Raw genomic sequence first — 13,160 nt, 5'->3', positions numbered from 1 at the left:
CGCCACCACTGCTTGCGCGGCGCTGTGCGCGCCATACTTACCGAACCGTAAATGGGGATGGTTAATGGAGGGTTGAGGCGGCGATCGTTCGGCCGGTTAAAGTGCCGCTGTTTGCCGATCCCGTGACCTGTCCGAAGCCTCTGCGGCCTGGGCGCCAGCGGCATTTCTGTTGGACAGGCGGGCGGCAACGCGCTAATCGCATCATCCATGCATGCGAGATCCCTCGATAAGAAGCCCCTGGACAGGCAAGCGTCGATCGATTCGGCACTGAGAACGGTGACGACCGAGCAGGCCGGCATCGCCGCCCTTGCCGAGGCGCTCGAGAACGGACTGGCCGCGCCTTTCGCGCAGGCCGTCGGTATGATTTCGAAGATCGAAGGCCGGCTGATCGTCACCGGCGTCGGCAAAAGCGGCCATATCGGCTCGAAGATCGCGGCGACGCTGGCTTCGACCGGCACGCCGGCCTTCTTCGTCCATCCCGTCGAGGCCAACCATGGCGATCTCGGCATGATCGCCAAGGACGACGCCATCATCGCCATCTCATGGTCAGGCGAAAGCAAGGAGCTGCTCGGCATCGTCGCCTATTCCAGGCGTTTTTCCATTCCGCTCATCGCCGTCACGTCAGGCGAGACATCGGCGCTGGCGCGCGCCGCCGACGTCGTGCTGCTTTTGCCGCGCACCCCGGAGGCCTGTCCGCACGGGCTGGCGCCGACGACGTCGACGCTGCTGCAGCTGGTCATCGGCGACGCCCTGGCGATCGCGCTGCTCGAGGCGCGGGGTTTCACGCCAGACCATTTCCGCACCTTCCATCCCGGCGGCCAGCTCGGCGCCAATCTGACCATGGTCTCCGAGATCATGCGGGTCGGCGACCAGATGCCGCTGGCCGTGCTCGGCACCAAGATGCCGGAAGCGGTAATGACGCTGTCGCAGAAGAAGGTCGGCTGCGTGCTGATCGTCGACGCCAATGGCGAACTGGCCGGGATCATCACCGACGGCGATGTCGCGCGCAACCTGCACCGCAATTTGGCCGACGTCATCGTCGACGAGGTGATGACCCGCACGCCCAAGACGGTCGACCCGCAGACGCTAGCCGGCACGGCGATCGCGCTGCTCAACGAGCACAATATCGGCGCGCTGGTGGTGACCAGGAACAACATGCCGCTGGGCGTGGTGCATTTCCACGACCTGCTGCGCATCGGCGCTGCCTAGGCATGCCGATATTCAGGTGAGGCCGGTTGCAAACGGCTGATACCTGCGCTTCCGGCCTTCGCCGGCCGAAGCACTCAAGAGGGATCGTCGCTACTAGGGCTACGGCCGGGTTAGGCCGGTGCTCAAGTACTTAAGTACGCTCCGCTCCGGTTCTCGGAACCCGCCTTGTTTGGTCGCTTCGCGCCCGTCTTCGACTCCGGCTCGGCCTGTCCTGGATCTCAACACATCTTTCGCACCGGCGCCGTCTGGAAACTCAGACGCGCTCCACCGTCAGTTCCAGGTCCGTGTCGGCGGCACTTGTCACGCGCACCTGCGTGCCGGCGGGCAGGTCCGGGCCGGAGACGCGCCATAGCGTGTCGCCGAGCTTGATGCGGCCGCGGCCGTCCTTGATCGGCTCGGCAAGCGTCGCCATGCGGCCGACCATCTGGGCGCCGCGCCGGTTGAGCAGCGGCTGGTCGGTCGGCTGGTCGCGTCCGCCCATGAGTTTCTTGCCGACGAAGGCTGAAGCCAGCGACAGCGCCAGGAAGGCGAGGACCTGGACCTGCCAGCTCCAGATCGCCGCATCCCAGATCAGCAGCGACACCGCGCCGATGATGAGCGCGGCGATGCCGATCCACAGCATGAAGAAGCCCGGCGCGATGACCTCCACCACCAGCAGCACGAAGCCCAGAACCATCCAGTTCCACGGACCGAGTTCGGAAATGATGCGATCGAACATGGGAGTGAGCTCCTGCGGACTCAGTTGTCGCTCGGGCGCACAACTGGCGGGCGCGCGGCCTGCCTTTGAGCGCCGGTCGTGCCCTCGCTGCGGAAGACTTCCTTGGCGATCTCGCCGATGCCGCCGAGCGAGCCGATCAGCGACGACGCCTCGAAAGGCATCAGCACGATCTTGCTGTTGGTGGCCGTGCCGATCTTGCCCAGCGCCTCGGTGTATTTCTGCGCGACGAAGTAGTTCAGCGCCTGCACGTCGCCCTTGGAAATCGCTTCCGACACCACCTGGGTGGCGCGGGCCTCGGCCTCGGCCGAGCGCTCGCGCGCCTCGGCGTCGCGGAAGGCGGCCTCCTTGCGACCCTCGGCCTCGAGGATCTGCGACTGCTTGAGGCCTTCGGCGGCCAGGATCTGGGCGCGTTTGTTACGTTCGGCGGTCATCTGGCGACCCATCGATTCGATGAGGTTGGCCGGCGGGTTGATGTCCTTGATCTCGACGCGGGTGATCTTGATGCCCCACGGATGCGCCGCCTCGTCGACGACGCGCAGCAGGCGCTCGTTGATGGCGTCGCGGTTGGACAACAGCTCGTCGAGGTCCATCGAGCCCATGACGGTACGGATGTTGGTCATCGTCAGGTTGAGGATGGCGTTCTGCAGGCCGGCAACCTGGTAGGCGGCCTGCGCCGCATTGAGGATCTGGTAGAAGGCGATGCCGTCGACACCGACGATGGCGTTGTCGCGGGTGATGATTTCCTGGCTCGGAACGTCGAGCACCTGCTCCATCATGTTCATCTTGGCGCCGATGCGGTCGACGAACGGCGTGATGATGTTGAGGCCGGGGCTCAGTGTCTTGGTGTAACGACCAAAACGTTCGACCGTATAGTTGTAGCCTTGGGGAACTGTCTTGATGCCTTTGAACAGCACCAGCACGACAAGCGCGACAAGAACAACGACCGCAATATCGAAACCACTGAAATCCATTTGGCTCTCCCTCAGAAGCGGGCCGCGAGAGCCATTCCCGCGCAGCCGACTTCACCAAAGACTTAAGTGTGTTTCAGGAACGTTACAATCAGGTGATGAAGGATTGTTTGTTGCTCTGCACTCAGCGGTTGAAGGCGAAGAGCTCCGCATCGATGTCGGTCATCCCTTTGATCGAAGCCGAAATAATTTCGGAAGCGATGCGCGAGAAGGTGATGCCGTTGCCGCCGTAACCCATGACTGCATGGATGCGCGGATGCCGGGGGACGGCACCGATATAGGGCAGGCCGGTGCTGGTTGTGCCGAACGAGCCGGTCCAGGCGAATTCAGGCCTGACGTCGAGATGCGGGAACACCTGGCCCAGCTTTTCGGCAATTCGGGCACTCTTGTCGGCTATCATTCCGTCGCGCCGCGTCTCGTCGACAAAATCCTCGTCCTCGCCGCCACAGATGACCCTGCCGTCGGCCGTGGAGCGCATGTAGAGATACGGGTCCGACGCCTCCCAGATGAACGCCGGACCCGGCCAGAGTTTTCGCGGCTGCGGGCGTGTCGCGATCGCCCAGGTCGAGATGATCCGGTGGGCGGCCGCCGGCACGATGTCGACCAGTTCGTAGCCGGTGGCCAGGACAACATGCCGTGCGGTGATGGTCGGGCCGTCCTTTGTCGTCACGACCACCTCATCGGCATTGTCCTCGATCGCCGTCGCTTCGGCGGGAGCGTAAAGCCGTGCCTTGCGCTCCAGCGCCTTGAGCAGCAAGCCGGCCGTCAGCTTGCGCGGGTCGAGCGCGATGTTGCCATGGCTGAGGATGGCGCCGCCGCGGTCTATGCCGAATGTCTGCGCCAGCGGCTGCGGCGTCAGATAGGCGGCCGCAATGCCCGCATGTCGCCGCGCTTCGGCTTCCTCACGCAGTTCCGACGGTCCGAGCAGCGTGCCGGCCAGATAGAGCGACGGGGTGCGGCGCAGGCGACAGTCGATTGCGAGATATTCGATGCGGCCGGCCAGGTTGGAAACGGCGAGCCGCGAGCGGCGCCAGGTCTGCTGTGCCTTGATCCTGCCGATCATCTTCGAGAGCACGGAAAGCGGCTGGTCGATTTCGAACTGGACCAGCGCCGTGGTCGCCGCGGTCGAGCCTTTCAGCGGCCCGCGCCGGTCGATGCAGGTCACCTGATGACCGTCCGCCGTCAGCGCCTCGGCCGTCATGGCGCCGCTGATGCCCATACCGATGGTCAGCACATCGGTCTTGACGTCGCGGGTCAACCTGTCCGTCGGCACGGCAGGCGCCCGATAGGCGGACCAGACGGGCCGGCCAGTTCTGAGGTCGAGTTTGCGGGGCATCGAATTCTCCGGAGGAACTGCTCAACGCTCCGGAGTGGCCCTTGTTCCGGTGTCAGAGCGGCGAGCCGCTCCAACTCTGGTTGACGAAATTCCCAAGGGAAAGCGCTATGCGCTTTTCCCGGGAAAACCGTTTCACACTTTTCCTGGAATTTCTCCTAGACCCAGCCGGACAGTTCGCGCCGCACCATCGCCTCGATCACCGCCATCCCCTCGGCGCTATCGTTGAGACAAGGGATATGCACGAAGTTCTTGCCGCCGGCATGATGGAAGGTCTCGGCCGCTTCCCGGCCGATTTCGTCCAGCGTCTCGATGCAGTCGACGGAAAAGCCGGGATTGACGATGGCGATGGATTTGACGCCGTCCTTGCCGAGTTTCTCCACCGTCTTGTCGGTGTAGGGCTGCAGCCATTCCTGGGCGCCGAAGCGCGACTGGAAGGTGGTGATCAGCTTCTTTTCGTCCCAGCCGAGCCTGTCGCGCAACAGCCGGGTCGTCTTGAGGCAATGGCAATGGTAGGGGTCGCCCTTTTCGAAATAGGGCCTTGGGATGCCGTGGTATGAGGCAATGACCACTTCCGGCTCGAAATCCAGCGTCGCGATATTCTGCTCGATCGAACGCGCCAGCGCCTCGATATAGACGGGCTCGTCATAGTAAGGCGGCACGCTGCGGATGGCGGGTGCCGCGCGCATCTTCATCAAGGCGCGAAACAGCTGATCATTGGCGGTGGCCGTCGTCGTCGCGGAGTATTGCGGGTAGAGCGGAAACGAAAGAATGCGATCGCAGCCCTGCGCGACCAGCCTTTCGGCGACACTCGCGGTCGAAGGATTGCCGTAGCGCATCGCCCAGTCGACGACGACATCGGGCAGGTCGCGCAACGCCTCGGCCAGCTTTTCGCCCTGCGCGCGGGTGTAGGTGCGCAGCGGCGACTCGTTCTTTTCCTGGTTCCATATCCGGGCATAGTTGGCGCCGGACTTCTTCGGCCGCGATGTAAGCACCAGGCCGTAGAGGATCGGATACCAGATCGCCCTGTTGAGTTCGATGACGCGCGGATCGGACAGGAATTCCCTGAGATACCGCCACATCGGCTTGAAGTCGGTGCCGTCAGGCGTGCCGAGATTGATCAGCATGACACCGATCTTGCCGGTCTTGACCGGCGGATGCCCGGCCGGCAGTGGGCCGAGGGCCTTCGCGGCTTTGGGATCGACAGCGGTTGTGAACGTCATAGCGGTCCTCCAGGAGGCGCGAACCTAATCATCCTGCACGGGCTTTCAATGCCGCGTCTGGCCGCACCTTAACGCGTGTCCAGCTGAAAACAGAACACCCGCCCGGTTTCCCAGGCGGGTGTTGGATGGAAGAGGCGAAGTGAGGTTACTTCGCCGGGATGGTCAGCGTCGCGCCGGGCATCAGCCGATGCGGCCTTTGACCCTTGTTGGCCTCGTAGATGAGTTTCCACTTGGTGGCGTCGCCATAGGCCTTCTTGGCCAGATCCCAATAGGTGTCGCCGGTAACGATGACATGGCTGCCCGTTGCTGGTGCGGCTTCAGCGGGCTTTGCCGGCTCTGCCGGCTTGGCAGGTTCCGCCGGGGCCGGCGCTGCCGGTGCAGGGGCGGCCTCGGCCGGCTTTGCCGGCTCGGCTGGTGCAGGTGCCGGAGCAGCGGGAGCCGGCGGGGCCGGTGGCGCAGGTGCATTCTCCGTCGATACGGCCGGCGGCGTGTTGGCGATATCGCCTGAGTTCGCGGGCAGTTCAGGCATTGCCGGTGCCGCTTCCGCGGGCTTTGCCGGTTCAGCCGGTTTCGCGGCCTCGGCCGGTTTGGCAGGTTCCGCCGGCGCGGGGGCCGGAGTTGCCTCGGCTGGCTTTGCCGGCTCTGCAGGCTTGGCTGGTTCCGCCGCCGGGGCCGCCGCGACGGTCGCGGCGATCTCGGTGATGCGGCCGTCGAGCTTGGGCGTGTAGGGTCGGTGGGCGCCGAGATAGTCGGCCACGACCTGTTCGAGACCGGGGCCGTAGTCGTAGGCGTTCTTGGCCTTTTCGGCGAAGACCTTGTAGCCGTCGCCGCCCTGGCGCACGTAATTGTTGGTGGCGACGAGATAGTCCTTGTCGGGCTTGATCGGCGTCCAGGCGCCGTTCTCCATGACCTCGACGGATTTGACGCGGCCGGCATTGGGCGCGACCGATTTGTCGAAGGCGTATTTGAGGCCCGCCACCTGCGGGAAGCGCCCGGCGCCGTCCTCGATCTGGCTGAGGCCGCTTTCGAGGCCGGCGACCAGGTCCTTGCCCGAAATCTGGAAGGTCGCCAGCGTGTTCTGGAACGGCAGCACGGTCAGCACCTCACCCATGGTGACGGTGCCCTTGTCGATCGAGGCGCGCAGGCCGCCGCCATTGGAGATGACGATCTCGACGCCCTGTCCCTTGACGCGGTCGAGTATGGCATCGGAGACGAGGTTGCCCATCGCGCATTCCTTGGCGCGGCAATTCTCGCGGCTGCCGTCGATGACGTCGGTGGTCTCGGCCACTTCCTTGTTCTTCAAAGCCTCGATCGGCGCGCCGAGTTCCTTGATGCGGGCGAGCACAGCGGGATCGGGTGTGATCGACTTGTCGAGAAAGATCGGGTCGCCGCTGGCCGATTTGACGACGCCATTGTCGTCGAACACCACCTTGAACTCGCCGAGATATTTCGAATAGGAGGCCGCCTGCACCACCGGCACCTTGTAGCCGTCCGGGTTGTCGACCATCGTCGGGTAGGGGCCTGCCGCCTTCGGATCGGTGTTCGACAAGAGCGTATGGCTGTGGCCGCCGACAACCACGTCGATGCCCGGGATCTTGGCAATGATGTCGCGTTCCCTGTTATAGCCGATATGGGTCACGGCGATGATCTTGTTGACGCCTTGCGCCTTGAGCTTCTCGACCTCGGCGGTGATCGATTTGACGTCGTCCGCAATGGCGATGTTGGGACCGGGCGAGGCGAGTTCGGGCGTATCGTTGGTGACGGCGCCGACAATGCCGATCTTCTGCCCGCCGACATCCACGACGATCGACGGCTTGATCTTGCCGGCCGCGCCGGACTTGTCGTTGGGCACGACATTGGCACTGACGATCGGGAACATCGCCTTGTCGAGGTAAGGCACCAGCGCGCTCTCGCCATCGTCGAATTCATGGTTGCCGAGCGTCACCGCGTCGGGTTTCATCTGATTGAGGAATTCCTCCTCCACGGTGCCCTTGTAGGTGGTGTAGAACAGCGATCCCTGGAAACTGTCACCCGCATTGAGCAGCAGCACGTTCTGGCCTTCGAGCTTCTTGCGCTCCTGAGCGATCGCCGTGATCAACCGGCCGGCGCCGCCGATGCATTCGCCCTTGGTCTCCTCGTCGGCCGAACAGGTCGACTCATATTTGTTGTTGCCTTCGATGCGGCTGTGCCAGTCATTGAAATGCAAAATGTTCAATGTGTAGTCGGCAAAGGATGCGCCGGCCGACAGGCCAAGCGTCGATGCGGACAGGGCGGCAATGGCGGCAAGCTTCTTCATCTTCGTCTCCCGGTAGGCTGATCAGAGGCGTTTAGCACCCTTGCTTGACTGGGGTGTAACAGCCATGTTTTGACCATGTTCCCATCGCGTTTCGGCTGACGCAAGCGGAAATGCCGCCACTCTTTGCAGGCGCAAAAAAAGGACGGCGGCCAATCGGCCGCCATCCTCGATGAGTCCAGCGTTCGCTCGTTCAGACGCGTCGCGTCAGCACGAAGTTCTGGCCGGACGAGCTGGTGCAGTTCAGCTGGCTGGTGGAGATCAGCAGGCAGTTGAAGCTGACCGGCGTCTGGCGGATCAGCGACGTCCCGTTGATCTCGACCGATGTGGCTCCGGTCATCGTGTAGCTGCCATCGGACAGCTTCTGGCCGGTGTCGGTGGCGACGGTCGTGAACTTGCCGCCGGTGAAGGTCGACAGACCGGTGCCCTTGGCATCAATCCAGGAACCCTCGACGCCTTTCGGCGTGGCCGCCATCGGCGGTGCCTCGGGACCGCCTGTGGTGCAGGCGGCGAGGATCATGGCAAAGGAACCCGCCACGCCCATCGAAAGAACTTTGCGCGCAATAGTCATCTTAAATCCTCTCCAAACGCATCGGCCCAAAAATCGGTTTCGATTTTGAGAGGCACGATGCGAACGTCCAAAGTGCTGGAACGGGCGTGCGTCCCGCAAGACGTGCGCTGCCCCAGGCCGCATCTCTTCAATCGCCCGATTTCCGGGCGATTGCAAGGCAATGGCGCATGGTGCGCAGGATGCTATCGGACGAGGATGTTGCGGAATTGCCACGGATCGCTGCGGTCGAGGTCCTCCGGGAAGAGGCCCGGGCGTCGGTCGAGCGGCGTCCAGTCGGTGTAATGGCCTTCGACCGGTCCGAGATAGGGCGACTGGACTTCCAGGCAGCGCTTGTAGTCCATCTCGTCGGCCTCGACGATGCCGGCATCGGGATTTTCCAATGCCCAGACCATGCCGGCCAGAACCGCCGAGGTGACCTGAAGGCCGGTGGCGTTCTGATAGGGCGCCAGCTTGCGCGCCTCGCCCAGCGACAGGTGCGAGCCAAACCAGTAGGCGTTCTTGTCGTGGCCGTAGAGCAGGACACCGAGTTCGTCGACGCCGTCGACCAGTTCGTTCTCGTCGAGCACGTGGTGCACCGGCTGAGGCTTGCCGGCGGCACCGAACATCTCGTCCAGCGACAGGATCGCATCGTTGCAGGGATGGTAGGCGTAATGGCAGGTCGGCCGGTACTGCACCTTGCCCTTCTTCGAGCGAACGGTGAAGAAGTCGGCGATCGAGATCGACTCGTTATGCGTCACCAGCAGGCCGTATTGCGCTCCCGGCGTCGGGCACCACGAGCGAACGCGCGTGTTGGCGCCGGGCTGCTCCAGGTAGATCGCGGCCTTGGAGCCGTGCTTGTGCTTCTTGGCGTTCTTCGGCATCCACTTCTCATGCGTGCCCCAGCCGAGTTCGGCCGGCTGCAAGCCCTCGGAGATGAAGCCCTCGACCGACCAGGTGTTCCAGAACACATCCATCGGCTTCGGCTTCTTGGTGCGCTGGGTGTCGCGCTCGGCGATGTGGATGCCCTTGACGCCGGCCTTTTTCATCAGCTTGGCCCAGCCCTCGCGGTCTTCCTGCGCCGGCTCCGAGAACTCAAGGCCAAGATCGGTGGCGAGGTTGACCAGCGCCTGCTTGACGAACCACGAGACCATACCGGGATTGGCGCCGCAGGTGGAGACGGCGGTGGCGCCGCCGGGCTTGTCGCGCTTTTCCTTGATCATCGCCTCGCGCAGCGCATAGTTGGTGCGGCTGGCATTGTCGGCCTTGGCGTCGAAATAGAAGCCGAGCCACGGCTCGACGACGGTGTCGATGTAAAGCACGCCGAGCTTGCGGCAGAGACGCATCAGATCGACCGAGCCCGTGTCGACCGACAGGTTGACGCAAAAGCCCTGGCCGCCGCCATTGGTCAAGAGCGGCGTCAGAAGCTTCTTGTAGTTCTTCTCGGTCACCGCTTCCTGGACGAAGGCGATGCCGCGCTCGTCGAGCAGCGTGCGGTCGGTGTCGCGTGGGTCGAGGACCGTCATGCGCGACTTGTCGAACTTGAAATGGCGTTCAATGAGCGGCAGCGTCCCCCGTCCGATCGAGCCGAAGCCGATCATCACCACCGGGCCGGTGATCTCACCGTAAACGGGCCAGTTTTCATTCGCCATTTTATCGAGCACTCCTTCAGGCACATGCAAAAGCCGGGCAAACACCCGCAAAACCCGGGCATTTTCACCCGACGGTCATGCGCTACATCACAGATCATTGTCATAAACCAGCGAAAAGCGCCAACCCGTGGCTAGCCGTCCCTGGCCATGTGGTTAAGGACCATGATCAGCCCGTCGCGGTCGGATGTCAGGCCCTTGTAGTCGAGCTGGTCGAGATCGAGCGCCTCGAGCTGGGCGGCAAAGGACAGTGCCAGCGTCGCCCGATCCGGGTGCCGCGCCAGCACGGCGAGCGAGTCGAGATGGATGCGGATGGTGAACAGGATGTCGCGCGAGGACGGCAGCTTGCGCAGCGTCTGCCGTTCGACCCGGATGAAGGCGTGCGTCTTGACATCACCGTCGGGGAAGCGCGTCGGCCGGTTGGTGGCACGGTCGATGCGCTCGACGTTGGACAGCGGATGGTAGAGCACATTGTCGGCCTGGATCGACCAGTTGAAGCGCTCGACCGCCTGTCCCTGCAGGCCGTCGAACATGCGGTTGATCAATTCGGCGGGACGCGTTCCCGGACCGAAACCCGGCACGGGCTGGTGAATCTGCTGCAGCGGCTTGCCGAATTTTTCGAGCAGCGACCAGGACGAGGGAAAGCACAGCGAGCCGGCGGCGAGCCGCCAGCCGCTGTCGTCGCGCCGCATCAGGATCAGGTCTTCCTGGACCAGCAGCGAGGCCGCGACCAGTGGCGCGTCGGCAAGACCCGGAGGCAAGGCAGGGTGGTTCACAGCGCCCACGATCTCGACGCCCGCATCGCTGCGGCGATGGGTGCGCGGAAATCGCTCCGGCAGATACGCGCCGAGCAAGCCGAGCACTTCCTGCTGGGCTTCCCTGGTGCCGTCCTCCTCGACGAAAACCCGTTCGGGGATTTCGGCATAAAGCCGGCGCTTCTCGGCGAGATAGGGCAGGAGATAGCCGTCGACCTCGATCCAGTTTGCCGGGTCGAGCGGCTTCAGCCCGATGTTGAACAGCTTCGAGGAGCCGTCATAAGGGGTGTGGGTGGGCAGGGCCTCGACCAAGCTCATGCTTCCTTGAAAGCGTCAAGACCGGCGGCGGTCATCCTGGCCAGGAATTCGGTGACCTCGTAGTCCGCGGCGCCCGCCTTGGCGAAGGGGTCGGCCGCCAGCCTGGCGTCGAGGATCTCGCGTGGGCATTGCGCGATGATGATGCCGCCGGTCCGCGGTTTCTTCGGCCCGGAAGCGATGAAGATGCCCTCCGCGTAGCAGGCCTTCAGCCATTCGACATGCGCTGCCTGCAAGCGGTCGATCTCGGTCAGGGCCACCTTGTAGTTCAGCGAAACGACGAACATGGCGTTCTCCTAGTCATACCAACTTTGCGGGAACCAGGCCGCGCAGCGAATTGCCGACGAAGAGTGCCTTGGCCGACTTCAGATCGTCGTAGCTGTAGATCGCTTCTCCCGCCCGGCCTTCATCCAGAAGCTCGGCGCGCAATACGCCAGGCAGCAGGCCGCAATCGAGCCGTGGCGTTGCCAGCACGCCGTCGCCGAAATCGGCGAAGACATTGGTGATGGTCCCTTCGCAGATTTCGCCGCGCTCATTGGCCAGCAGCACTTCGTCGGCCTGGGTGACGAGATACTCGGAACGGGCATGGGTGTAGAGCTGGCGCCGGCTGGTCTTGTGGCGCAGCAGCGTGTTTTGCGAATCGAGCCGTGTCCGCGCCAGCCGCAATATCCAGACCTTGTCGGCGGCGAGCGGTTCGTAGGGCTGTGCCGAGGCCGTCGCGTCGCCGTTGCGCGCCAAGGCGAGCCGCGTGCGCATGGCGGTTCGGGCGCCGTCGACCGCCTTGCCCAGCACGGCGCCTATCTTCTGTGGATCGCAGGCAAAGCCAAGCTCCGCCGCCGAGCCATAGAGGCGCGCAAGGTGGCGATCGAAGCGCAGGAAGCCCGTCTCGGGCTGCCAGCGCATGGTCTCGATCAGCTCGAAATCGGCGGTGTCCCCGTCGCGAAGCGGGCTTTGAGCAGACACTCCTGATACTCCTCCTCAGGCGTCGAATCGAAGACGATGCCGCCGCCGACATTGTAGACGGCCTCGCCGCTGGCAAAGAGCGAGATGGTGCGGATCGCCACGGAAAAGCGCATCGTGCCCCCGGGTGCGATCCAGCCGATGGCGCCGCAATAGACGTCGCGCGGCGCGCCCTCCAGGTCGTGCAGGATCTCCATGGCGCGGATCTTCGGTGCGCCGGTGATCGAGCCGCAGGGAAACAGTGCTGCAAACACCTGGCGGATGGTAAGGCCCGGCAGCAGCTTCGCCCTGACGTCGCTCACCATCTGGTGGACGGTCGGGTAGCTCTCGATGCGGAACAGTTCCGGCACTTCCAGCGTGCCGACCTCGCTGATCAGCGAGATGTCGTTGCGCAGGAGATCGACGATCATCCGGTTCTCGGCCTGGTTCTTCTCGTCATTGCGCAGGAAGGTTTTCTGCCGCTCGTCCTCGGTCTTGGTCGCGCCGCGCGGGGCCGTGCCTTTCATCGGATGCGTCTCGATCATCCCAGCCGCATTGATCTCGAAGAACAGTTCGGGCGAGCGCGACAGCACGATCGGATCGCCCAGCCCCACCAGTGCGCCGTACTTCACCGGCTGGCGTTCGGTCAGCGCATCGAAGGCGGCAAGCGGGTCGCCCGACCATTGCGCCTGCACCGGAAAGGTCAGGTTGCCCTGGTAGCAGTCGCCCTGCCTGACGTGCTGGTGCAGCCGCGAGAAGCGTTTCTCATAATCCTCGAATGACCAGGCCGCCCGCGCATCGAAGATCGGGCCGTTCGGGGTTGCCGCATCGCGCGGCGGCACCGCTTCTTCGACCGGAGCATCGAAGACACCGAGGCAGATCAGCGGCGCGCGACGTCCCCGCGGCAGCAAGGGAACGAGTTTCGGTTCGAGCAGATAACCAGCCTCGTAGGAGAAATAGCCGGCCAGCCATTTGCCGGCGTCGTGCGCGGCCTGTGCCGCTTCCAGCGCCGGCCCGAAATCCCTGGCCTCATGCGCGACGATGATATCGGCCGGCCGGTCGAACACGAGCTGACGCGCGCTTTCGTCGTTGCGGAAAATGGCGGCGGGCAGGGACATGGGGACCGGGATCGATGAAGCCGTCGATCGCTCTATATGGGGGGCCGCTCGCGTGCAATCGAGGGAACGGCACCTTGCCACTCAAAGCCGACC

Annotated in this window: 12 protein-coding genes; 1 reads left to right on the top strand and 11 read right to left on the bottom strand. The window is 63.9% G+C overall.

What is annotated here, in order from left to right:
• Positions 1-207: 207 nt before the first annotated feature.
• Positions 208-1,209, top strand: coding sequence for a KpsF/GutQ family sugar-phosphate isomerase (locus CK228_RS04070; protein WP_095786990.1), 1,002 nt, complete (start codon positions 208-210; stop codon positions 1,207-1,209).
• Between the two features lie 253 nt (positions 1,210-1,462).
• Here CK228_RS04070 and CK228_RS04065 read toward each other — a convergent pair whose 3' ends face one another.
• From CK228_RS04065 to CK228_RS04015, 11 genes are all read right to left on the bottom strand, one after another.
• Positions 1,463-1,927, bottom strand: coding sequence for an NfeD family protein (locus tag CK228_RS04065; RefSeq protein ID WP_095786989.1), 465 nt, complete (start codon positions 1,925-1,927; stop codon positions 1,463-1,465).
• A 20-nt stretch (positions 1,928-1,947) separates the two neighbouring features.
• On the bottom strand, positions 1,948-2,898 hold the full coding sequence (locus tag CK228_RS04060; RefSeq protein WP_095772605.1) for an SPFH domain-containing protein: 951 nt from the start codon (positions 2,896-2,898) through the stop codon (positions 1,948-1,950).
• A 121-nt stretch (positions 2,899-3,019) separates the two neighbouring features.
• Positions 3,020-4,231, bottom strand: a complete 1,212-nt coding sequence (locus tag CK228_RS04055; RefSeq protein WP_095786988.1) for an FAD-binding oxidoreductase — start codon at positions 4,229-4,231, stop codon at positions 3,020-3,022.
• 155 nt (positions 4,232-4,386) lie between these two features.
• The gene (hemH, locus tag CK228_RS04050) at positions 4,387-5,451 is read right to left on the bottom strand and encodes a ferrochelatase (protein WP_095786987.1); all 1,065 of its coding nucleotides are present in this window, start codon (positions 5,449-5,451) and stop codon (positions 4,387-4,389) included.
• Between the two features lie 145 nt (positions 5,452-5,596).
• Positions 5,597-7,747, bottom strand: a complete 2,151-nt coding sequence (locus tag CK228_RS04045; protein WP_095786986.1) for a bifunctional UDP-sugar hydrolase/5'-nucleotidase — start codon at positions 7,745-7,747, stop codon at positions 5,597-5,599.
• Between the two features lie 190 nt (positions 7,748-7,937).
• On the bottom strand, positions 7,938-8,315 hold the full coding sequence (locus tag CK228_RS04040; RefSeq protein WP_095772609.1) for a hypothetical protein: 378 nt from the start codon (positions 8,313-8,315) through the stop codon (positions 7,938-7,940).
• Positions 8,316-8,497: 182 nt separating this feature from the next.
• Complete coding sequence (locus CK228_RS04035; RefSeq protein ID WP_095786985.1) at positions 8,498-9,943, bottom strand: homospermidine synthase; 1,446 nt, start codon at positions 9,941-9,943, stop codon at positions 8,498-8,500.
• A 131-nt stretch (positions 9,944-10,074) separates the two neighbouring features.
• Positions 10,075-11,013: a DUF3445 domain-containing protein gene (locus CK228_RS04030; RefSeq protein ID WP_095786984.1), complete on the bottom strand. Its 939-nt coding sequence runs from the start codon at positions 11,011-11,013 to the stop codon at positions 10,075-10,077.
• Complete coding sequence (locus CK228_RS04025) at positions 11,010-11,297, bottom strand: YciI family protein (RefSeq protein ID WP_095772612.1); 288 nt, start codon at positions 11,295-11,297, stop codon at positions 11,010-11,012. The genes CK228_RS04030 and CK228_RS04025 overlap by 4 nt, the downstream gene beginning before the upstream one ends.
• A gap of 13 nt (positions 11,298-11,310) precedes the next feature.
• Positions 11,311-11,973 (bottom strand): aminotransferase class IV family protein, encoded by a 663-nt coding sequence (locus tag CK228_RS04020; protein ID WP_095772613.1) that lies wholly within the window; start codon positions 11,971-11,973, stop codon positions 11,311-11,313.
• Positions 11,922-13,067, bottom strand: coding sequence for an aminodeoxychorismate synthase component I (locus CK228_RS04015; RefSeq protein WP_095786983.1), 1,146 nt, complete (start codon positions 13,065-13,067; stop codon positions 11,922-11,924). The genes CK228_RS04020 and CK228_RS04015 overlap by 52 nt, the downstream gene beginning before the upstream one ends.
• Between the last annotated feature and the right edge of the window lie 93 nt (positions 13,068-13,160).

Origin of the sequence: Mesorhizobium sp. WSM4312 (assembly GCF_002294875.1) — a bacterium.
Classification (GTDB): Bacteria; Pseudomonadota; Alphaproteobacteria; order Rhizobiales; family Rhizobiaceae; genus Mesorhizobium.
This window is presented reverse-complemented; position numbering and strand designations above follow the sequence as displayed.